The sequence below is a fragment of the Allocoleopsis sp. genome, assembly GCF_036703385.1.
GTDB lineage: Bacteria > Cyanobacteriota > Cyanobacteriia > Cyanobacteriales > Coleofasciculaceae > Allocoleopsis.
Window position 1 is genome coordinate 1 of record NZ_DATNPA010000540.1, and the last position, 22,526, is coordinate 22,526.

Sequence of the window (22,526 nt, forward strand, 5' to 3'; positions counted from 1 at the left end):
TTCTCCAACGCCACGCCCCGGTTAAACCAAGCTTCGTGTAAGTCAGGTTGGAATTGCAGGGCTTGGTCGTATGATGCAAGGGCTGCTTCATAATTACCTGCATTAAATTGATCAACACCTCGGTTAAACCAGGCTTCTGCCTCATCCATCAAATTTACCTCCATCAAACAACATCAAAGGACTTATAAAACAGTTGCAAATTCCCCTGTTGTTCTAGCTTCTCTAATAACTCATTAAGGCGGTTAGCATTCAAAGATGGCACAGGTTCTCCATCATTGGGACGCAACCAAGGCAACTCTAAAGGCTTCTCCAGCACAATACCGAGAAAATGCTCTTTCCCCACCTCCTCAAAAACCATTGACTTAGTGATAGCGCCCGTCTGAGGTAAATACATTTCCTGCTCAGATAATTCCCCAGATGGAGCAAAACCTTGGGATGGGCAAAGACAGTATTTCATCCCATCTGTGCCTTGATACAGTAGTAGTAAATAGCGATTCCCCCAGCTTAAATTAACTAGCAGATAAACTTCAGTCTTCAACGGAACCGTCGATTGACGAGGTTCAGGCATTCGCAACGTCCGTTCAACCGATTTCACCTGTAGCCAATCATCCGCTTTCTCAGCCTTAGCCACTAACTCCTGCCACTGCTGTTCTAATACCCAATGGGGGTAATGTTTCTGCCATAACCAGTCATATACGACCAGCCACTTCCCTTTTTTTCCTTTATCCCCAGCCGTCAGAAATTCAATATTTACCCCATCCTGTTGCATCTGAGATTCAAATTCACTCACTAGAGTTTTTACAACCCATTGCAAATCTGTTCCGAATCGGTTGTTGACATCTTCTTGAAGCTGTTTTTGGACTAGCTTGGCGATTTCTTGATTATTACGTCCCTCTATTCCGTTTTCAGGATGATATTTCGGGTTAAACCGTAGCTGAAAGATGAGCTTACGGGCGGGAGTAGCTGTGGCAAAGCAATCTCTCGCCAAGGACTCTAGGAATTTTGCTCTCAACGCCTGCATAAGTGTTTAGGTGCTTTAGATAAAAATGGCTGGCTTTATACTAAATTTATTTTGTTCAATAAAAAACGACATTCAAAATAAACTAAATGATTATATTTAACTTTATTTGCCGCAATTCTTAGTTATTCACTCTTATATGTCACTATTGAGATTCCCAAGCTCTTTAAAAATTTGGGAATCTCAAATCATGTTATTTTATGGCTATGAGCTTCTATTTTTAGCGGATTTACTTTTAAAAATACTAACCCTAGATTTGAGTTGTTCCAGCAATATTTATAGCTTTTCTGAACAACATGACTAACAGCAACACTCAACACGAAAACTCGACGATAATCAGTAAACGACCTAGGTTAGAGTTAATAACAGCTCTGTTAACCAGTCTTTCGGGTGTTATTTTGGCAGTACTACCCCTTACACTGAACTCTCAGTCCTCACGAGTGGCGATCTGCGCTTCGCAGCAGCGCTTCGCTATCGCTTTTTATGCTCAGGTGTCCCCATCGCATCAGGAGTATAAAGCCTTCATCAGCATTCGTTTGAACACCACCAAGCCGTTGCCGCCTTACAATAAGATACTCCTGCCGTGAGTCATAGCAATTGGGTTTGAGCTTGACACCTATGCTCCAATTGCTCTCCTCATATCTTGCACCTCGCCGTGAACTAAAGTACCCTTCGGGAACGCCTTCGGCGAACAGGCTCAAAGCTTAAGTCCGTTTCAACGGACTCAAACCTTTACCGAGTCAGCTTTAGCTGACTTTAGCTATCAGCGCGAACTTGAGTTCAGGGCGGGACTGTGGGTAATAGTTAAGGCTGGTGCAAGATCTGAGCCCTGTCTGGTGACTTTGCCGGATAGGGCTTTTTGAGTCCTGTAGAGTTTTTGTACAACTTTGTCTTGCTCGATAGTGGCAATATTTGCATCAACCAACTTCCTGCACACAACCTTGAACATCTCCATCCATTCTGAGCTAGAGTGAAAAGCTAATTGCCACAGGCTGAGTATATGTGCACAAAACCGAGAGTTTAATTGCAACTTAGGTACGGTGCGTCGTCTATATCTTAGTGGTTAGACTCTCTCGCTAAACTAACAATCAAAAACAAAAAACGGTGTGAGAGATATGAACTTGTTAGTCGGTAAAACCTTACAGGGTGGCAAATATACTCTAGAGCAGGAACTAGGACGCGGCGGCTTCGGCGTCACGTATAAAGCTACCCATCACTACTTGGATCAGGTGGTGGTAATCAAAACCCTCAACGAGTCCCTTCAGTTACACCCAGAGTTTCCTCGGTTCCAGCACCGATTCCAGGATGAAGCGAAAGCCTTAGCGTTGTGTGTCCATCCTAATATTGTCCGCGTTAGTGACTTCTTCGTAGAAGCGGAATGGCCCTACATGGTGATGGACTATGTGGCTGGCTCAACCTTGCAAGCGCTAGTGTTTCCAGGACGCCCCTTGGATGAAGCGACAGCGATTTATTACATCCGACAAGTGGGCGAAGCACTAAAGGTTGTGCATCAAAAGGGCTTGCTGCATCGGGACATCAAACCAGCAAACGTCATCCTCCGTCAAGGCACTCAGGAAGTTGTGTTGATTGACTTTGGGATTGCACGGGGGTTTAATACCGACTCCACTCAGACTCACACCAATATGGTGTCGGATGGCTATGCCCCCTTGGAACAGTATTTAGTTAAAGAAAAGCGCACCCCGGCGTCGGATGTTTACGGTTTAGCCGCAACTCTCTATGCCCTATTAACGGCACAAGTCCCAACTCCCGCCGTAATTCGCGATCGCCAACCCATGCCTGCACCTCGCGAACTGCAACCCCAAATTAGTGCTGCGGTGAATCAAGCAATCATGCGCGGTATGGCAGTAGAAGCGCGTTTTCGACCCGCTAATGTGGATGAATGGCTGTCGCTGTTACCTAACCCGGAGCTAGCTCAGGTGAATGGTATCCCGATCGCCAGTTTCACCCACACCGGAGCAACGGCTCCCGTTAATCCTCAGCAACTGGCTCAATTAAAGAAAACATCCCTGTCTTCTCCTAATCTCCCCATATTTAAGCAGTTGGGTGTTCGGGGTATGGCTATTGGGGGAGCGGCTGCGATCGCAACGGGTTTAGTTGCCTTGGGCGCTGTTCGGCATCAGTCTAAGCCCAAACCAACCACCATCACACCCACACCTACAGCCACCGTAGAACCCTTTGCCTCACCCTTGGTGCTGCCCAGCACGGATAGTAATAACGAGGAGTCTTCTACGACTAATGACCAGACTCCGCAAAAGTCTACTCCATCGAAATCTCCAGTTCAATCTCAATCCTCTGTGAAGCAGAGGCGCTCTTCTTCCTCTGCTTCTTCTGAAGAAGAACCCGTTCGCAGAACTTACCCCAGAAAATCTTACCCCCAAAAATCCGACGAACAAGACAATTCGGAATCTGCACCTACTCCTTCATCCCGCTCTCGCTCTCGGAGATCTCGGACGCGGGTAGAGACACCATCGCAACCTGGCAGTGAATCGTCTTCCCCGGTATCCAAGCCAACTCCGGTTTCCTCGCCCAAAGAACCTCAGCCACAAGTCCAAAAACCATCGGGGCAAACCCAAGCACCAGCACCTGAGGCACCACTGCCGCCACCGGAACCCATCAGTAAACCTAAACCCGTTGAAAAATCAGTACCGCTACCTCCACCAGAAGCCGTACAGCCCAAGAAATCCGCACCAGATAATGCTAGTGGTGACAATCAGAGCAGGAGTGGAGAAGATTCTTCGGGCGGTATTAACTAAGATTGGTATACGAACACACAGCTTTTTGTTGCAGCTGGTTCGGTTGTAGTCCCACAAAAGTAGGGAGATTACGACTCCTCGCCGCTAAACTTTAGTGACGCTGACTAAACTCAGTGGCTATAATGAGGAATATAAGACATGGGGCCTTAAAGGTTTCGACGTGTTGGCGAACGCTGCCCCGTGATGCAGGTCGAGAGTGAGTCTCCTCTCGTTAATATCGGCTCGAAAAAAAAGTAACTGCGAATAACATCGTTAAGTTTGAGCGTGTAGCTGTCGCTGCTTAAAATCCTCTAACAAAGGTACGCTCGTCTATAGTTTGACTCCGTTAAGGACTATGGACAAACCCCAACGGATGCGTTGATAAACTGCCTTTGGTCGGTTTATTGGCAAAGACTTTACCAAAGCATCCTGTCATCCGGGATAATGGATGGTTCCCGCCCAGAGGGTCAGATGGGCTAAACCTGTGAATGAACGGTAGGTTAATACCCAGGGCGGACACGGGTTCAATTCCCGTAGGCTCCACTGGTAATTCTCTCAATACCACCTCACACTTCAATGTATGAGGTGGTTTTTGATTTTTAGGCAATGACAGGCTACCAATCAGGACACCGCCCATTTTCGCATTCAGGAGCGCGAGCAATATTAGATTCATAGAAAGCTTTGACAGCTATAGGTTCGTAGCGATTAAGCTTTTTTAAGTAACCCCAGGAAGTGAGTGCAATGGCTGCATTCAGTTGTGGTCGTGGTGTTAAAATCAGGCGTGCATTGGTAAGACTCAACTCGCGTACCTGTGCCCGAAGTTGCTGCAAATCCTGACCTTTAATCCGATTAGGATTGTAACTAATAATCACCGTGCCATGCTCTAGGTTGTGCACTAAAAAACCATCAGCTGGTGCCTTTTCGTAGATACCCCACAAAGCCGTGCAGTCATAGTGAGAACCAGAGGAAGGTGGATTCGTTTTATCCGTAATTGGGGTGTTGATGGGGACATGAAAGCGCGGTAACTCTGTCATGCGTATCCCCGCTTCCGCCCCCCTAGGGCGGGCAGGGAGTGGTGACTGTGATGAGGTTATTATGAAGCGCTCGATTAAGCCCTGCCACACAGTTGGGCAGGGGTTCGTTCCCATCGCCTGCTTTGTAGAAGAGACAATTTGAGGGGGGGGAGTATGGGCACTCACACTTGCTCCCTGCCAGAAAAGAGGAGTAAGGACTATTAGAGAGAAAACTCTAAATAGTCGAGAACTTAAGGGGTAGGCTTTACGCGTCATAAACCATTGCACTTATTTTTGAGCTCAGTTCCTCATCTTCCCTTCTAAATAAAAAGCCTGACAAGCTGGGCATCTGTCTTTATATATATATTCCTGTCCGACCATAACTTTTCACATATATTTCCTACATCTTATATAGATAGTACAGATGCAACTGTAGCGATCGCTTCGCTGTCCTCGATCCCAGTAGCTATGCTTCAGGGCGTAGCTGTTGCCCCAGTCTAGGCAATCGCTGAATGGCTTATTCCATAGGGGCATTTTTGATATAAATATCCGGATTCGTACCGGGCTTGCCGAAAAGAATACTCAGATAGCCCAAGCCACTGTCTATTCATCGGCAACTGCTGTGGGTGGCATGATTACACTGCTATCTCACCCCTTGCGTTGCTAAAGAAAAAGTAGTTTTACTCCAGCACGGAACAAGAGAAAGTTATGGTTATGCAACCTACGTATGGTAACGGTGTTATCGAAAATCAGACCATTGAAATTTCTCAGGAAGGATTGCGGTTGATTCTCAATCAGATAGAAGCTGAACTGATCAATAGCGAAGTTTACCGCCGCACAATGGCTGGCTTACAGACGATGTTAGGCGAGGCGTCTAACACCGCCCAAATCTTAGTCAAGGCAGTGGGGCGCGAAGCTGTGCGGTTGACTTTCCAGCAGGTGATCAAACAGTATAATGTTGTGCCCGTGTCTGCCCAAGACAGTCATCAAGCTGGACACCAGGAATCAGATTCTTCTGAGAGAGTCAACGAAAATTTATGGGACGAACAGTCACAAGCTGGAACAACCTTACAAGAGATAACTCAACCCGCCAGCCTAAGCAATAGACCGATGGGTGAGCCAAAGCCGCCCAAAAAATTCACAAAGGCAGAAATGACTGCCCAAAAAGTAGCACATGAACGGGACGAGATGCTGCGTAAAGTGGGCCAAGAACTGCTACAGGCACGTTTAACGCGATCGCTCAGCCTCCAACAACTGCATAACCAAACTCTTGTGCCACCCCATCATATTGTGGCCTTAGAATCAGGCCACATTGAGCAGTTGCCAGAGGATGTTTATGTTCGCGGCTTTATTCGTCGAATAGCTCATGCTTTGGGTTTGAATGGCTCAGCACTAATTGCTTCTATCCCAGAACCCGATTTGTCAAAAGCGGTCGTTCCCTCCTGGCATAATTCCATCGCTGTACCCGAATTCCAAGTCAATTCAGTTCATCTATACCTTGGCTATACCGCTCTGATTGCAGGAGCTGTAGGCGGACTCAGCTTAATGTCAAAGCAAGCATCACCAGGGGTATCCGTCACACCTGAGCCAGCAGGTTCTTCTCACACCGCGCCTTCTCCTAAAGCTGAGCGTAATGACAAGACCAGCAAGCCGGGGTTACAATCTAGCAAAAGTGGCGTTAAAGCTGGGGCAGGGATTGCTCCACCGGAAGCCATGTCATTCTAATCAATGGGTAATTCGTCATTTGTTTTTTGCGAAGCCTTGCTCCGATGAGGCGCTAAAACATTGTGGACTGGGTAGACAAGCCCTGTAGTGATTTTGAGTTAGATGCACCACTTAATACGGGCACAATAATATCGTGCCCCGACAATAACCTATATTGAACCCAAAATGAACACGAATGTAGGACAAGAGTAGGCTGAAATACTCCACTTTCTTACACAAGAGGTTGGGCTTGTAGGTGTGGTGGTCAACGAATAACTAACTCATGATTTAGGGCTAATTCACTATGTCTACACCCATTGAAAGGTTCAAGAATGGACTACTGGCGCTCTTTCTCAAGTCTAACTGTCCTCTGTGCGATCGCCCTGCGGAAGGCGAGTGTTGTGCAGCCTGCCAGCGACAATTGCAACGCTGCCAACTTGCTAAACCCGACAACTTCTGGACAGGAGAGGTACCTGTATTTATTTGGGGAAATTATAGTGGCGTTTTGAAACGTGCGATCGCAGCCCTAAAATACGATAATCAACAACATTTGGCGCGTCCTCTGGGTCACTGGTTAGCACAAGCTTGGCTCAAATCATCCATTGCTACCCCTGTCAAAAAATTGACTGTGGTGCCTATTCCTTTGCACCCGCTCAAACTGAAAAAACGCGGTTATAATCAAGCTGAATTAATTGCCCAAAATTTTTGCGATTTCACGGGTTACAAACATCAGCCTCTGGGTTTAGAACGAATTCGTGAAACAGAGGCTCAATTTGGTCTATCAGCGCAAGCGCGAGAACAAAACTTAGCCGATGCCTTTAGGATTAGCAAAAGTTTTGGCAAACATTTACCTAATTCACCCGTGCTATTAATTGATGATATCTACACCACGGGGGCAACAGTTCGCGCTGCTGCCCAAATCTTACAAAAGCAAGGAATACAAGTGTATGGTGTAGCTGCGATCGCAACCTCCAAAGGCCAGTTTCATTCAAGCTAGTCAGTACAGGGAATAATCCAGTATTCTTTTCATTTAATGTAAAGATTTTGTGAATTTATTTAAATTTTTGATGAAGATTGGGAAATCTACTTGCCGTCATTAGGGAGAGAGAAGTACAACGTAGCAAGAATGTAAGTTAATGTAGTGCTAATTTAGGAAATTGACACATCCAAGTGTTTGTTCCTAGATTGGGAACTTACCTATAAGCGCTCATACTATCAAGACCAGAGCATCAAGCGGGGTTTGTTCCGAGCGAGTTCGGTTACTCTTATCAATGCTGATTACCACGGAAGTGCCAACCTAATCAGGGAAGCACTCCTAGATTAATGTCTGTGTCAATGGAATACAGGCTGTGGTAGTTGTGCCAATGAAGATCACCTGATGACTAGCCGCTGAGTCTACCCAAATCATTGACTAGTAAAACAAGGAACTATGGCTACGTTCGCGCCTCAAGACAGCACAGCCCACAATCGGCGTCAGTGCTATTGCCTTAAACCCGCTTGTAAGCATCCACAAAATCAGGGTGATGCCCTTGTTTGTCGAAATTGTGGCTCTAACTTGTTGCTACAAAAGCGCTATCGGGCACTCAAACCAATCGGTCAGGGCGGTTTTGGCAGAACCTTCTTAGCTGTCGATGAATCAACCCAATCCCAACGGCGTTGTGTCATTAAGCAGTTTTTTCCCCAACAGCAGGGAACTGACAATATTGAGAAAGCGACAGAATTATTTCGTCAAGAAGCGAATCGTCTAGAGACTCTGGGCAAACATCCCCAAATCCCTGAACTATTAGCTTATTTTGAGCAAGATGACCAGCAGTACTTGGTGCAAGAATTTATTGATGGAGAAAACTTAGCCCAAGAAATAGCCCACAACGGCCCGTTTAACGAAACCCAAATTCGGCAACTCTTGCAAAGTTTGCTGCCTGTGCTGCGGTGTGTCCACCATCACCAGTTGATTCACCGGGATATTAAACCGGAAAATATCATTCGCCGCCGAGATCATCAACTGGTACTCGTGGATTTTGGCGCGGCGAAGTATACTACCGAGACGATGTTGGGTCGAACTGGGACGGTGATTGGTTCTGCTGCCTATACTGCCCCAGAACAAGTAAAAGGCAAAGCCATTTTTGCCAGTGATTTGTACAGCTTAGGTGTTACCTGCATCCATTTGCTCACTCAGATACCGCCGTTTGACTTGAGCGATACCAGTGAAGATACCTGGGTTTGGCGGCATTACTTGAGGAAGCCGATTAGTAAGGAGTTAGGCATTATCCTCGACAAAATGCTGGAAAGTGGTACCAAGCGGCGCTACCAATCGGCAGATGAAGTTCTCAAAGATTTGCAGGCCAAGTCGCTTCCCACTCGCAAAAAGGGGTCTGAGAAAAAATTGCTGGTGGCAGGCATTGCCTTCCTCTTGTTGGGGTCTGTAGGACTGGGGTACTTGCTCCCTCGTGCGGGGCAACAAGCTTCGACTCCCAGTAATTCCACTGTGACGCAACCCTATCCCGTCAGTGAACCGGTTCAAGAGGAAGAACGCCAACCCTCTAAACCGGGCGGATTGTTCGCTACCGTGAACGGACAGAAACAGGTTTTTCCCTTGAAACACACCGAAGTGATGGCGAAGGTTTCGGGGAATGTGTCGCGGGTGGAGGTCACGCAAACCTTTCAAAATCCGTTTAAAAGCCCAATAGAAGCGACGTATGTGTTTCCACTTCCGGATGATGCGGCAGTGGATGATATGGAAATTAAAGTGGGCGATCGCATTATTCGTGGTCTAATTAAAAAACGCGAAGAAGCCAAGAAAATTTATGAGCAAGCCAAGCAAGAAGGCAAAACGGCTGGTCTTTTAGAACAAGAGCGGGACAATATTTTTACCCAGTCGTTAGCCAATATCAAACCAGGGGAAAAAATAGATGTCACGATTCGCTACACCAATAGCTTGAAGTTTGAAAGAGGGAATTACGAATTTGTCTTCCCGATGGTAGTCGGGCCACGCTATATCCCAGGAACGGAGAGTGATAGCCAAGGGAATACAAACCAGGTTAAAGATGCCTCAAAGATAACTCCGCCTGCGATACCCACAGGACGTTCTGGACAAGATATTGGCGTAACGGTGGAAATTGAAGCGGGTGTACCGATTAGTAATGTGCGATCGCCCTCGCATCAAATCAGCACCCTCCAAGATGGGCGTGCTGTAAGGATTCAGTTGGGCAAACAAAATACAATACCTAATAAAGATTTGATAGTACGGTATCAAGTTGCCGGAACTGAAACGCAGTCTACGGTATTAACCCAAGCCGATGAACGAGGCGGTCACTTTGCGACCTATTTAATCCCAGCGGTGCAGTATCAAAGCAATGAGATTGTACCCAAAGATGTGGTCTTTCTCATGGATACCTCTGGCTCACAAGCCGGTTCAGCGATCGCACAATCCAAGGAATTAATGCGGCGGTTTATCAATGGGCTGAATCCCAACGATACGTTTACCATTATTGACTTTGCCAGTACGAGTCGGCAGCTTTCCTCCAAACCGTTACAAAATACGCCGCAAAACCGACAGAAAGCCTTAGATTACATCAATGGCATAGATGCTAATGGTGGCAGCGAGTTAATGAATGGTATCCAAAAGGTGTTGAGTTTCCCTGCTGCAACGGAGGGACGCCTACGCAGTGTTGTTCTGCTTACAGATGGTTTGATTGGCAATGACAGTGAAGTGATTGCCGAGGTGCAGAAAAACCTCAAACCTGGGAATCGACTTTATAGTTTCGGCGTTGGCAGTTCAGTGAACCGCTTCCTGATTGATCGCATCGCAGAAGAGGGACGGGGTATTGCGGAAGTGTTGCCCCCTGATGAACCGGCTCAAAAGGTTGCTGAAAAGTTCTTCCGGCGCATCAACAATCCCGTATTGACGAATATTGAAGTGAGTTGGGATGGTTCGGGGAAACAACCGGATATTTATCCCCTCAAACCAGCGGATTTGTTTGCCAATCAGCCGTTGGTGCTGTTTGGACGTAAAGGCGATCGCTCTAAAGGTAACTTGAAGATTACGGGTATGGCGGCGGGTGGCAAACGTTATGAGAAGATTGTGCCAATTGAGTTTGAGGGTGGGGGAAATCCTGCGATCGCACAACTTTGGGGACGTGCCCGGATTAAAGAGTTGATGAGTCAAATGTTCGGCGGTGAAACGGCGTCTGGTGTCAAGGCGGTTACGGATACAGCGTTAAAGTATCGGTTGTTGTCTCAATACACCGCCTTTGTTGCTGTTACTGAAGAAGTGCGGGTTGATGCCAAGGGGAAACGCCTAAAGGTGCAAGTACCTGTTGAAACACCAGAGGGTATGCAAGCTGATGCAACTGCGGGTGAATTTGCTTCCGTGCCAGAACCCAGTCAAATCGTAGGCAACCTTTTGGCATTGGTGTTGCTGGCGATATCTTTGAGCTGGATGCGACGCAAGGGGTTGAAACGTGTAACCTAAGTCGAATGGCACTGACTTAAGAACTTTCCTACTTTACCAACCAACCTTTGTGCAGGGGGTCTCTAGGTAGGCACTCCGTCCCCCAGTGGGGGGTTTGGGGGGAACCCCCCCAATCTGGGTTTTTCCAAGAAACGATCACTTTTCCCTTAAGTCAGTGACATTCAACCTAAGTCTTACAGACAGTGGTTGGAGGATAATATCAAATCCGGGATGAATATCCCATTTTAGGAGAACGAACCACAGAGGCACAGAGGACACTGAGGAGAGGAGAGAAGAGGAGGAATTTAAAGTTAAAAGGGATTATAGCGCAGGATTTGGTAAGCTCGTCCACATTTAAGTTTCATAGTCGGGACGGGCAAGATGCCCATCCCACAAGATTTATGTCAGCAACGCTAGTGCAAACTAGATATGGAGCAGCTTATCAGACAGTCAGAAGCTGCAATCTCTGTTTGATGCCTGAATCCCACGAATTCAATTCGTGGGAGTGGCTCAACGAATCGTCACATCCAGCGTATATTCAGCATTACCTCTGATTCCACTGACAATCACAGAATAGTCTCCCGTTAGGGGTAATTCACCACGATAGCTCGTAGCTTCTTGTTTGAGGTACTGCCCATCAGGAGCCTGAACATCAAAAACCGCGTTTTGATCAAGGGAGGTGAGCGATAGTGTCATTATCTGGCCTCCTCTAGCACGCAGCAAATAGATAGTTCTGCTGCCACGCCCTATAGTACTCTCTACAACTGTACTCACAGCACCTCGTTTAAACAGAATGCGTTGCGTGCGAGTTTCATTAGCTGTCACATCATCTTGAGCCAAATCAAAGCGACGCGGAGTAGGTAAGTGTTGAGCAAGGGGTAGGGTTAGTTGAACAGTTTTCCCATTTCTAAGTGTAGGATTGTCTGTTATTGGCGATCGCGTCGAGCTAGAAGCTGTTGTTGACGACAGAGTAACAGCTAAGACAATGATTGCTCCCTGCCAAGCACAATTGAGCACTCTGGAGAAGAAAGCCATAAATTTCCTAAACTGGATGCCCTCTGGGTAGAGTTTGGCAACTTCAATGTCAGTTTTTTTCTGCTGGTACTCGTTCCATCGTGTGACGCAAGAAGCTTTGGTCATAAGGTATCCTGAACGCGATCGCTTTGATTATTTACTGTTCCCCTCATCTCAAACCTTTTCCTGGGGCGGGGGCGTAATCCGAAATCGGTTCAGTTTCTCATCAAGTTCTCTGAGCAGTTCAAAGTCTTCCTCTGGTAAGGGGTGAATTCCACTCCCTGTTAAGCCCTCACCGACAGAGGTTTCTTTCTTAAGGAAGGCGAACGCTTGCCGGAACTGATAGGGGTTAACCTCAATGGGCGAGTCAAAGTGACAGGGAATAATCCGTTGGAAATTCCAACTCGCTACCTGATCAGCCCAGTTCAGGGTTTCTCTGGGTGCTCGGTTGAGAATCAGGGTTTGCAGAATGGGTGCCACAAACAGACGCCCGCCCCCTCGCAGTGCCTCGAACGATCGCTTCCAGTCCTCCTTCCATTTGAAGGGAAACCAACCGAAATATGCCTTTCTTGACCGATCCGGCGCTTGCAGGGCATCCCGAATTGACTGCCCCATTTTCACCACATTCAACGCACTGGGTTGGAAGTAAAAGGCAAATAGCGAGATACGTTGCCATCCCTTGCGACGGTTTGCTCGATTGTCCTCAACGATGTCGAAAGCATTGTCTTTCGCATGGAATAGCAAGGGGTACGGGTCGAGTTGAACGATCGCAGGCGGTTCTTCAGGCACGGACAGCACGGAATCGGTTACGAGTAATGTGCGCGATCGCTTGTGGAAGAAGGCTACTTCCTCAAACCGCCCCAGCCCCAGTTCGATGGGTCCGAGCATGGCATAGTCAAACTCGGAAGCAAATGGAGTTTTGCTGCTGTCATCTGGAAGTAGATGAGTGCGTCTGAAGGGCAAGCCGAGCCAACTCAAGGGGAGATTTAAGGGAAAGCTCCATTGGTTGGGGGCTACAAAGACTTGTGCCTTGGGAAAGCGTCTGGCAAAAGGGCCGACGAAGACCTTGTGTTCTAGACCGGAGATCGTGGGTAGGATGATGTACTTAATATCGCCATGCTGATCGACCAACTCTTGAACGAGCCGGATACACTCCCTTGTGGGTGCGATCGGTGCATAAACGAGAAGTCCCCCAGCTTCCAGCTTCACCACACTCATGCGAATCGGCACCACAACGTAGAGGATGCCCTGTAACTGGTCAAACGTCCAAACGGTGTCCTTCACAACTTCTGTGCGAAGTGTCCGCCGCCTGCCGTAGGGGTAGAGTGGCACAGCAGGCCAAAACGGCCATGACCAGTCTCTAGGGTGGATGCTCTGTTGCCCCTGCATTTCCTGCGCTGCCATCGTCCCTACTTAATTCCCAACGTTCAATATATTTTTATCTAAGCGCTAGAAGCTGAAGTTTAGCAAATTGTTGACTAAACTCTAAATCTCGGCAAGTTGATAGAGATGCGATCGCGGAGTTTATTTCAAGTTTCTCTAACATTAACCCTTACAAGGGAGGTGGAGGGGGAAGATTAGGGATAGGTGAAACAGGAGGAATCTCATTGCTGGGTACCGCCGCAGGTGGGTTGTTACTAGGCGATGGGGGAATATCTGGGCTGGGGGCTAACGGAGTAGAGGGATTCGCTGGCGCTGAGCTTGCTGGAGCAGAAGCAGAACAATCACCGATGGACTTAGAGAGCTGAACGTTTTCCCTGGCGAAAACTTGTATTCGCGATCGATACAGATTTATTTGTGATGTATACCTAGGCTCAGCCGCTCTCTTCATCTGATCTAAAACTTGCAGCGCCTGTCCCCAATTCTGTGCGCATAAAGCTTGTCGTAGCTGAGCATTCAGATCCGGTTGGCCTAAACTGGGACGAGCAGCTGTGAGGAGAATAAATTCCATAGCTACTACCAGTAGAGTTATTGATGAACGCTTAAATTTCATAACCTTTATTTTTCTAATAATCAGGATTATTCTTTAATTGTGCGTCTTCCAAAGAAGATATAATAAAATATCGCACTTTGCACCAGGAAAAAACCTAAATCTAGCCTCGGATCGCCCGGATCGTTGACCATCCATATAGCAGGCACAGGAAGAACAGAATCTCTTGTATTGAAAAATAAACAGCGGAGATTATTAGCAGCGTGAATGCCTAAAGCTAAGTCCAGACGATTGTCTTTTAAGGTGATGAGCGCAAAAAATACAGCACACGAAAAATAGGATAGAGCTAGCCATACCGCCCCTCGTTGCATTTCTGGGTTAGCAAAGTGTGGAATCGCAAACAGAAGAGAGCTGACCAGGATGAGTACAAATGGTTGTTTGGTGATGAGAGCCAATCCTTGAAGTAAATAACCTCGAAAAAAGAATTCTTCTGTTGATGTCTGGATTGGGGTCAGGATTAGAGCCAGAGGAAGGAGAAGAAACCACTGGCCTGGATTAAAAGAAAATACATAGTTTTGAGGATTTAGAAGATAGTCCAAGGCTACGGGAATCAACGAAATCAGAAGCCACACAAAGAACCCTCGGAACAAACGTTTGAAATTGACTGAGCCATCGACACTAATCAGTGTACGGAATGGCCGTCTGTGCAGCAACGTGACCACTAAGAATATACCTAAGCCAAAAAAGATGGAAGGGATGTTGAAAGTGACATAAGCTCCAACTGAAGGAGTTTTCAAGAATACCTGAAGTTGCTCCTGTAACTGCGGCTGTAACGCTTCAGGAGCCAATCCACTTTGCGCTAGAGGGATGGTAATCAGGATAGTTGCGAAAATGAGTGCAACAAAACCCCCTACAATCAGCCAGAGGAAGACAATCACTAATATTCCTAACAGGTAGCGCCACCAACTATTCCTACCTTGTCGTGCGATATCTAAGTAACTTTGACTCATGGGTTATACCACACCTGAAATGTAAAGTATTATGAACGAATGCGTACTTCCTGGGTATGAGTCCCTCACCAAACTTTGGTGTACTGGCATTGGTAGAGTTTGAATCTTCCTCCTCAATTTCTCCTAGTTCCCAGTGTCCAGGAATTAGCAAATACCCTATCTTAAGACCGGTTAAACACCCAAACGACTTCTTCCTATTGATTGGGGTCAGTTCCTACCCAGGAACGAGAGTTCTGTAGGAAGCAATTAGTAATCTAGTAATTGAAAAGAAAACAGCACTGGTTGAGGGTTATACCGCTGTGACTCATTGTCGTACATCCAAGGAGAGCGATCGCAGATGTACGGACGGTGCTTATAAAAACAACGGCTAAGGCGGCGTGGAGTTTTTATCGCTTCCTCCACTTCGTTGCTACCAAAGGGGGATTAAACTCCCCATCAGAGCGGTCAGAGGTAGTGAACGCCAAGGGTCGATCAGAAACCAACTATAACGATGCACAAACCGTCTTGGCTCAGCATGACCCAAGGCGGTTTGTCCATGTAGAGAGCCGCTGCCCACGCTATCATCAATAGACCTCTTGCAACAGTCGATTTTCGCCCCCCTAACCTCCCAATTTTGGGGGAATAGCCTCAAAGTCCCCCAGACTTGGGGGATTTAGGGGGCATTCTAGGATTTATGCAAGAGGTCTAATCTACTCGTATAAATGGGTGTACTGCCAACGACGCCCCTCAACAACCACGATGCGTGAGACACCTAAAAATCCTCTGTTGCGTTTGCAATGGGTGAATCGAGCCGCACTGCTTCGGTTAACGATTCTCGCTATCATCTTGAGTATTCTCATGAGCTGGGGATGGTTCACCATGATTCGGATGCCAGGAGAAAGTTTTCGAGGGCAGTTGCCACCTTTGACTCAAAAGGAAGTGGCGTTGCGAAACGCCCTGAGACGAGATTTGCAAAAGCTAGCTGGTAAGATTGGTCAACGTAACTACCTAACCTATAAGAGTCTGACGGCAGCGGCTGATTTCCTCAAAACCACCTTGGCTACAGCTGGATATCAAGTCCAACAGCAGGCATATACGGTGGAAAACCAAACTTACTACAATCTTGAAGTCGAAATTCCAGGTACTGACCGGGCAGATGAGATTGTGATTATTGGTGGTCACTATGACTCAGTTGCTGGCAGTCCTGGAGCCAATGATAATGGCACTGGTGCTGTCGCCACGTTGGAGTTAGCGCGTTTGTTTGCTGGGAAAAAACCTGCCCGTACCTTACGCTTTGTCGAGTTTGTCAATGAAGAACCTCCCTTTTTCTGGACAGGCAATATGGGGAGTTTGGTCTATGCCAAACGCTGCAAAGAGCGTAAAGAAAAAGTCGTCGCCATGCTAAGCCTGGAAACGATGGGTTACTACTCCGACAAGATTGGTAGCCAGAATTATCCGGCTCCCCTTTCCGCGTTCTATCCGCTACAGGGAAACTTTATCGGCTTTATTGGCAATATAGCTTCTGGGGGATTAGTCAGAGAGGTGATTGCTTCCTTCCGTCGCCATACCCAGTTTCCCTCTGAAGGGGCTGCACTTCCAGGCTTTGTGACAGGTGTGGGGTGGTCTGACCACTGGTCATTTTGGGAACAGGGCTATCCAGGTCTGATGATTACGGATACAGCTCCTTTTCGTTATCCCTTTTATCACACAGAAGAAGATACTCCTGATAAAGTGGACTACGATCGCTTTGCACGAGTGGTGGCTGGTGTGGAACGTGCGATCGCAGACTTATCAGGGTTGAGTCAACCAGAACAGTAAATTTCCAAAGCACAGAATTTTGGAGTCACAAAAAGCCCTGGAATATTATTTCTTCCAAATCACTAACAGGACGCCGCAGATAATTAAACCTAAGCCTACAGACCGACTCAAAGGAATGGATTCGTGAAAGAAAAAGTAGCCCATCAGTACTGAGAAGATGTAAATCAACGCGGCGGATGGCCCAGCAACGCTGAGATTGACTCGCGTGAGGAGCAAAATATAGGCCAATGCTCCTATCCCGTAGAAGCATAAACCTGCAATCAGTTCTGGCGTTGTGAACACACCGACAAGATGACCGAGCCAATTGGTACCGTTCACTTTCCCTAGCCGCAGCGCCCCAAATTTTAGGTAAAATTGTCCGGCAGCGCTCGTGAAAATAGCCAGCAGGAAAAGACAAAACTCTTTTAGGGTCACAAAGATAGTAGAAGAACGACTGGTTTAGTTTCTTAGTTTACCTTGATGTCGGTCGAAGCTCCCTTTATAACTAGGGCGGACATCTTCACAAAAGCTCCAGCAAGGCACTCTTGCGCCAGGGTTAGCGAGGGAAGTCTGTGACAGCCGTCCGAGACGTTGCCGAGATTTGCTAATACAATAACGTCCGTAGCCTTAATTTACATGGTTATGACGAGTATTACTCAATCTCCTTACACACAAGAGCAAATCACAGCTTGGTTTCGGGGTTTATTCACTGTTGCTTGGGCTGATGGTCATTTTGACCCCGAAGAGCAAGAGATATTGGCACAGATTGCGCAAGAGGATCTCGCTCCTGACACAGATTGGCAGGCCCTTGATGAGCCAATTACATCTGAGGAACTCGCCGCAGCTTTGGGTAAAAACACGACAACGGCAGAGAATTTTTTAAGAACTGCCGTGATGGTTGCTTTGGCGGATGGTGTGTACTCTGCCACAGAAGCGAGTGTTCTCCAGCAGTTCTGTAAGGCATTGGAGCTGAACAACGATGTACTCGATGCTTTGGAGATTACACTTTTCGACGATGGTCAGAAGCGTGAGCCTTCAGACCCAGCTTTGGAAAGGGCTCAAAAACCAGGAAATTCACCTCATCCCCATTCAGACGTTCTGCAACCAGTGCGGCACTGGTTAGATGGAATGGACATTCATGACCCACGCGTGGCGCGATTCATTTGCAAAATGATTCCGTCTCAGTGCCCGTTTGAGCGGGATGTGGTGTTATTTGGTCGTAAAGTCGTTCACATCCCGCCGATGTGTAAGCTGAATCCTCTCTATGAGCAGTTAGTTGGTTTGCGGTTCCGGGCTTTATCCTATCTCGCGGATGAAGTTGGAGAGGATGTTTCGCCGTATTGTTAAATAGTCAGGAGTTAAAGAGTTGAAGGTTGAAAGTTGAAGGTTCGGACAATAACTTTCAACGTGTCTCCCTGCCAACCTGCAACCCTGCTAACCTGCAACCCTTCAGAACAAACTAATTATGCAATTTATCGATCAAGCCGAAGTTGAAGTGGAAGCCGGGAAGGGCGGCGATGGAATTGTCGCATTTCGGCGGGAGAAGTACGTGCCTGCGGGGGGGCCTGCTGGCGGCAATGGGGGATGCGGAGGCGATGTGATTTTAACGGCAGTAGAGCACCTGCAAACGCTGCTGGATTTCAAGTATGCTCACCGCTTTGAAGCAGAGAACGGTGGTCGGGGAGGCCCGAATAATCGTACTGGAGCCGATGGGCGCGATCGCGTAATTCAAGTTCCCTGCGGCACGATGGTCTATGATGCAGATACCGATGAAGTCCTGGGGGATTTGGTGGAACCGGAACAAACGCTTTGTGTGGCGAAAGGTGGCAAGGGAGGCTTGGGGAACAAGCATTTCTTAAGCAATCGCAACCGGGCACCAGAGTATGCGTTACCAGGGCTTCCGGGAGAACAGCGCCGCTTGCGTATGGAGTTGAAGCTGTTGGCGGAGGTGGGTATTATTGGCCTCCCTAATGCTGGAAAGTCTACCTTGATTGCGTCACTTTCAGCCGCACGACCGAAGATTGCTGATTACCCTTTCACTACGCTGGTGCCGAATTTGGGTGTTGTGCGTAAACCAAATGGGGATGGCACTGTTTTTGCTGATATTCCTGGGTTAATTGAGGGGGCACATCTAGGAACGGGATTGGGGCACGATTTCTTACGTCACATTGAGCGTACTCGCTTGTTGCTGCATTTGATTGATGCTACGGCGGATGACCCGATTGGCAATTATCACACGATTCAGCAGGAGTTACATGCTTATGGTAGAGGGTTGGCAGAACGTCCTCAAATTCTGGCTCTCAATAAGATAGATGCGGTTGATTCTGAGACGGCAGAGGCTTTGACTATCCAGTTGAATCAGTTGACTCAGGTGCCTGTTTTTCAGATTTCAGCGGTGGCTCAAATGGGTTTAGATGCTCTGTTGTCTAAAATCTGGCAGTCTCTGGAGCAGTTGACGGCGTCGGAGTTACCGAGTATGGCTTGATTTTGTCTTGGAGTCAGGGTTGGATGTGGGGAGGATAAGGAATAGCTTATCCAAGCAATTAGTCAAGATATTGCAGTTGTCCTCCCCTACATTGACCTCCAAATAAAATACAAAAAAAGTATCGGAAAACCGGAGATTAAGAACTCTCTAATTTGGAGCCATAAATACAGATTACAGAGCAGTTTAACTCCAAATAAAATACAAAAAAATTATCGGAAAACCGGAGATTGATAACTCTCTAATTTGGAGTCATAAATACAGATTTGTGTCAATTGTGCTACAAATAAACGAGGTTTTAGTACGGTACAGTAACCACTTAGGCAGCTATTAACCAAGGCTTAACTAATATTCTGTATGCTACCTAAAGTTGCTGACATAAATACATTCCAGTTCGCAAACAAAGTAACTTACTCCATTTAGACTTGACCTCAACAGCAGATCATAGTAAAGTTGGCAAAAATTCCTTGGAAGGGAAAGGCTTCATAAAAAAACATAGAAATTTATCTGTCAATTAGGGCACGAACTCTTCGCTTGTAGAGCTGTATCTCAACTTGGGCAAGAGTTCTAAAGAATTAATTCATTAGGGTCATCGAGAGTCATCTACGCATGAAATCAAATCAGAGGAGTTCTAGATCCTCCTTAAGAGCGCTGTTCTGGACATTCTTGAAAATCAGCAGCACTGCTTGGGGAGGCTTTATGCCACTCATTGCAGTTATTCAGAATTACGTCAAGAGAAATAATTTGCTTGAGGAACAAGAGATTCTTGATGCCATATTCTTAGCCTCTGTGCTACCTGGCCCAATGGCCTTCAATGTAGTGATTGGTGTAGGCTACCGTTTACGCGGTATCAAAGGTGCTCTGGTTTGTGGGCTTGGAGCTTTACTTCCAACATTTGTGTTAGTTTTAGCGCTGAGTGTTGCCTACTTCCAGCGGGGTCAAATTCCCGTGGTAGACAGACTCTTCATGGGCTTTACCCCAGCCATGGTTGCGATTGTTATCTCAGCCGCCTGGAGCATGAGTCGGCAAACGATCAAGGGAGTGCCAGAGATCGTCATTAGCCTAGCCGCCTGTACCGTGTTGTTAGGGATTGGTGGTTTTTACAGCACCCTTGGGATTGTCTTAACTTCTGGTTTAGCTGGATGGTTACTGTTCCACAATTCGGAAACTACATCGCCAGAACCCTCAAAACCCAAGCTAACCATGCCGTCTCAGGCTGAGCCTCAAGGTTCAAGCAGGTTGCTGTCAGTGTCGTCACTACCCGCTATATGGCTACTAACTGTGCAGCCCACACTAGTTCTAAAATTGTTGACCACCTTTGCCGTCATGAGCTTAACGTTATTCGGTAGCGGCTATGTGTTTATTCCCATCATCCAGGATTTAGTAGTTAATGCCCAAGGTTGGGTGACCACTAGGGAATTTATTGATGGTCTTGCGATTAGTCAAATCACACCAGGCCCAATCTTAATCACTTCAGCTTTTATCGGGTATAAGGTGGCCGGACTGCTGGGTGCTATATCTGCTACTGTCGGCATGTTTTTGCCACCAGCTTTACTAATGCTGATAGGTACCTATTTTTTTGATCGCCTTACAAACTCTGTTGTAGTAAAAGCTGCAATGCGAGGTATAAGACCCGCTGTTGTTGGCATGATAATTGCTGCTGCGATCGTGGTTGGTAGTACAATCCCTCACCACTGGGCCTCTGTAGTCATTCTTGCAGCGGCACTCATTGCCCTTATTCGTTTCCGCGTGGAAGTAGCCTTAATTATACCAGTAGCTGGTATAGCTGGTCTCACACTTTATTAGCTGAGAGTTACCTGTTAGTTACAGCATTTCATAATATTTAATAAAACTCTGCTAAGTAGAGAAATATATCCTGATTTTTTGATAGATTTCAGGATGAAATTCTATTGTTTTTATTTAATCCTTAACTTTAATATTTATAGAAAATTTTTCAAAAAATTATAAAAATTAAAAAATAAAAAAATCTATCAGTAAACGGTTTTTTAAAGATAAAGTAAGTTATTCTCTGAGTAGAAACTTGAAAAAGAAAGGAAGGTTATCAATCAGTCCATCTCAGTAGATTAGTCTCATCTTTATAAGTATACGGATTGTTGTGGAGGTGATTTTATTTGCTCATAACGACGTGATTTGTAATAAATTGCAAGTACATGTAAATGTTTGGAGATTTTCCATGTCAACAAATCAGAATACGAATCAGGCAGCTCAACGACCCAAGCCGATTTTGATGATTCCAATTAGACGTTGTGGTAGTCATGCCCTCCGTCTACGATTGAACTTCAGTCCAGATTTTTATTCTCCTTATCCCTTGCATATTGTTGACTTCATGCCGCTTGTGGAACTTTATGGAGACCTTTCAAATGACTACACTTACTTTCAGTTAGTCATCGACATCATCGGATTGCAAAATGCAACAATGGTCAAGTGGGATAATGTAGCCTTAGACCCAGTTTCTATTTTCGAGGCTGTCAAAGATCGTCCGCGCAGTGTCCATTCTATTGCCTGGGAGATGTTGTTTCAGGCTGGACAAAAACATAACGCTAAGGTGGTAATGGATAAGTCTCTTGATAATGTCCATTATGCTGAGGAGTTAATTTCCTTATTCGATGACCTGTTGTTTTTGCATGTGGTTCGCGATCCGCGTGCTCAGGTTAATAGTATTAACCGCGCTATCATTCATGATTTTGATACACTGCTGAATACCCTAACCTGGGTTAAAGCCCAAGATTCGGCTAAGAATCTAGCCCAAAAATATCCCGATAAAGTTTTAACCATCCGATACGAGGATTTCTTGGTTAATCAGGAAGCGGTTTTACGTAAGATTTGTCAATTTTTTGGCATAGAGTTCTTAAACTCAATGCTTGATGTTTCCAATTCTCAGGAAGCCAAAAATATTTCTGTTTTGTCAGCTCTATGGCAAACCAACTCCTGCCCACCGATTCCGGCTTATATCGATAAGTTCAAAAAGTCCATGAGTATGGATGAGATTGAAATCATCGAGACAATTGCTGGAGATTACATGGATTATTACGGCTATGAAAAGATGACCCCTGCCAAAGCGAAGATTACGCAAGAAATGAGCGAAAGCATTAAAGCCCGAAGTGAAGAAAAAAAGCAACGGGCATGGGTAGATCTGAGAGAAAAGGCTCCACAGGATTACCAGCTGAGGAAGTTCCGGGCTACTTATCTCAATATGCTGAAAGAACGGTTATTGCAAGACCAACCTCAGGTCTTAAAGAAAATCAAGAACGTTCATCAGATGGCTTAATCAGAGTTCTAATGCTAATTAACTGACAGAAGTTTAGGGTAGTGTTGTCCTTTTCCTCAAGTGTCTTCAGAAAGTTCCCCAAAAAGA

At 46.4% G+C, this 22,526-nt stretch carries 20 protein-coding genes and 1 other RNA gene; 12 read left to right on the top strand and 9 right to left on the bottom strand.

What is annotated here, in order from left to right; all coding sequences use genetic code 11:
• The 3 genes from V6C93_RS38465 to V6C93_RS26225 form a co-directional block, all read right to left on the bottom strand.
• Nucleotides 1-164 (bottom strand): tetratricopeptide repeat protein (locus V6C93_RS38465; protein WP_349262849.1); only part of this gene is annotated, 164 nt, incomplete at its 3' end.
• Complete coding sequence (locus tag V6C93_RS26220) at nucleotides 164-1,021, bottom strand: hypothetical protein (RefSeq protein ID WP_333479611.1); 858 nt, start codon at nucleotides 1,019-1,021, stop codon at nucleotides 164-166. The genes V6C93_RS26220 and V6C93_RS38465, both read right to left, overlap by 1 nt.
• A 431-nt stretch (nucleotides 1,022-1,452) precedes the next feature.
• Complete coding sequence (locus V6C93_RS26225; protein WP_333479612.1) at nucleotides 1,453-1,719, bottom strand: hypothetical protein; 267 nt, start codon at nucleotides 1,717-1,719, stop codon at nucleotides 1,453-1,455.
• A gap of 414 nt (nucleotides 1,720-2,133) precedes the next feature.
• On the opposite strand from V6C93_RS26225, the gene V6C93_RS26230 reads away from it, so the two are divergent.
• Together V6C93_RS26230 and ssrA are read left to right on the top strand one after the other, a co-directional pair.
• Nucleotides 2,134-3,792: a protein kinase domain-containing protein gene (locus V6C93_RS26230; protein ID WP_333479613.1), complete on the top strand. Its 1,659-nt coding sequence runs from the start codon at nucleotides 2,134-2,136 to the stop codon at nucleotides 3,790-3,792.
• Nucleotides 3,793-3,932: 140 nt separating this feature from the next.
• Nucleotides 3,933-4,317: a transfer-messenger RNA gene (gene ssrA, locus V6C93_RS26235) on the top strand.
• 68 nt (nucleotides 4,318-4,385) lie between these two features.
• Here ssrA and V6C93_RS26240 read toward each other — a convergent pair.
• Nucleotides 4,386-4,805 (bottom strand): DUF3105 domain-containing protein, encoded by a 420-nt coding sequence (locus V6C93_RS26240; RefSeq protein WP_333479614.1) that lies wholly within the window; start codon nucleotides 4,803-4,805, stop codon nucleotides 4,386-4,388.
• Between the two features lie 466 nt (nucleotides 4,806-5,271).
• Between V6C93_RS26240 and V6C93_RS26245 the strand changes: the two genes are divergently transcribed.
• From V6C93_RS26245 to V6C93_RS26260, 4 genes are all read left to right on the top strand, one after another.
• The gene (locus V6C93_RS26245) at nucleotides 5,272-5,451 is read left to right on the top strand and encodes a hypothetical protein (RefSeq protein WP_333479615.1); all 180 of its coding nucleotides are present in this window, start codon (nucleotides 5,272-5,274) and stop codon (nucleotides 5,449-5,451) included.
• Between the two features lie 41 nt (nucleotides 5,452-5,492).
• Complete coding sequence (locus tag V6C93_RS26250; protein WP_333479616.1) at nucleotides 5,493-6,509, top strand: helix-turn-helix domain-containing protein; 1,017 nt, start codon at nucleotides 5,493-5,495, stop codon at nucleotides 6,507-6,509.
• A 283-nt stretch (nucleotides 6,510-6,792) separates the two neighbouring features.
• Entirely contained in the window at nucleotides 6,793-7,485 is a 693-nt protein-coding gene (locus tag V6C93_RS26255; protein ID WP_333479617.1) for a ComF family protein, read from the top strand.
• 432 nt (nucleotides 7,486-7,917) lie between these two features.
• A complete protein-coding gene (locus V6C93_RS26260; protein WP_333479618.1) occupies nucleotides 7,918-10,959 on the top strand; it encodes a protein kinase domain-containing protein in 3,042 nt (1,013 codons plus the stop codon).
• 489 nt (nucleotides 10,960-11,448) lie between these two features.
• Here V6C93_RS26260 and V6C93_RS26265 read toward each other — a convergent pair whose 3' ends face one another.
• The 4 genes from V6C93_RS26265 to V6C93_RS26280 all read right to left on the bottom strand — a co-directional run bounded on the left by V6C93_RS26265 (nucleotide 11,449) and on the right by V6C93_RS26280 (nucleotide 14,892).
• Nucleotides 11,449-12,078, bottom strand: coding sequence for a hypothetical protein (locus V6C93_RS26265; RefSeq protein ID WP_333479619.1), 630 nt, complete (start codon nucleotides 12,076-12,078; stop codon nucleotides 11,449-11,451).
• Between the two features lie 48 nt (nucleotides 12,079-12,126).
• Nucleotides 12,127-13,356 (bottom strand): DUF4336 domain-containing protein, encoded by a 1,230-nt coding sequence (locus V6C93_RS26270; protein ID WP_333479620.1) that lies wholly within the window; start codon nucleotides 13,354-13,356, stop codon nucleotides 12,127-12,129.
• 148 nt (nucleotides 13,357-13,504) lie between these two features.
• Nucleotides 13,505-13,903 carry a hypothetical protein gene (locus V6C93_RS26275; RefSeq protein ID WP_333479621.1) on the bottom strand — a complete coding sequence of 133 codons (399 nt, stop codon included), beginning with the start codon at nucleotides 13,901-13,903 and terminating at the stop codon, nucleotides 13,505-13,507.
• A gap of 68 nt (nucleotides 13,904-13,971) precedes the next feature.
• A complete protein-coding gene (locus V6C93_RS26280; RefSeq protein ID WP_333479622.1) occupies nucleotides 13,972-14,892 on the bottom strand; it encodes a type II CAAX endopeptidase family protein in 921 nt (306 codons plus the stop codon).
• Nucleotides 14,893-15,240: 348 nt separating this feature from the next.
• On the opposite strand from V6C93_RS26280, the gene V6C93_RS26285 reads away from it, so the two are divergent.
• Both V6C93_RS26285 and V6C93_RS26290 read left to right on the top strand, forming a co-directional pair.
• Entirely contained in the window at nucleotides 15,241-15,462 is a 222-nt protein-coding gene (locus V6C93_RS26285) for a hypothetical protein (RefSeq protein WP_333479623.1), read from the top strand.
• A gap of 168 nt (nucleotides 15,463-15,630) precedes the next feature.
• A complete protein-coding gene (locus V6C93_RS26290; RefSeq protein ID WP_333479624.1) occupies nucleotides 15,631-16,689 on the top strand; it encodes a M28 family peptidase in 1,059 nt (352 codons plus the stop codon).
• A gap of 45 nt (nucleotides 16,690-16,734) precedes the next feature.
• Here the strand turns inward: V6C93_RS26290 and V6C93_RS26295 are convergent, their stop codons facing one another.
• Nucleotides 16,735-17,103, bottom strand: coding sequence for an EamA family transporter (locus V6C93_RS26295; protein ID WP_333479625.1), 369 nt, complete (start codon nucleotides 17,101-17,103; stop codon nucleotides 16,735-16,737).
• Nucleotides 17,104-17,310: 207 nt separating this feature from the next.
• Here V6C93_RS26295 and V6C93_RS26300 point away from each other — a divergent pair, with 207 nt between their 5' ends.
• The 4 genes from V6C93_RS26300 (at nucleotide 17,311) to V6C93_RS26315 (ending at nucleotide 22,439) form a co-directional block, all read left to right on the top strand.
• Nucleotides 17,311-18,015 (top strand): DUF533 domain-containing protein, encoded by a 705-nt coding sequence (locus tag V6C93_RS26300; RefSeq protein WP_333479626.1) that lies wholly within the window; start codon nucleotides 17,311-17,313, stop codon nucleotides 18,013-18,015.
• A 118-nt stretch (nucleotides 18,016-18,133) separates the two neighbouring features.
• Nucleotides 18,134-19,153, top strand: a complete 1,020-nt coding sequence (gene obgE / locus V6C93_RS26305; RefSeq protein WP_333479627.1) for a GTPase ObgE — start codon at nucleotides 18,134-18,136, stop codon at nucleotides 19,151-19,153.
• 606 nt (nucleotides 19,154-19,759) lie between these two features.
• Entirely contained in the window at nucleotides 19,760-20,956 is a 1,197-nt protein-coding gene (gene chrA / locus V6C93_RS26310) for a chromate efflux transporter (RefSeq protein ID WP_333479628.1), read from the top strand.
• Between the two features lie 388 nt (nucleotides 20,957-21,344).
• Nucleotides 21,345-22,439 carry a sulfotransferase gene (locus tag V6C93_RS26315; RefSeq protein WP_333479629.1) on the top strand — a complete coding sequence of 365 codons (1,095 nt, stop codon included), beginning with the start codon at nucleotides 21,345-21,347 and terminating at the stop codon, nucleotides 22,437-22,439.
• Nucleotides 22,440-22,526: the final 87 nt, after the last annotated feature.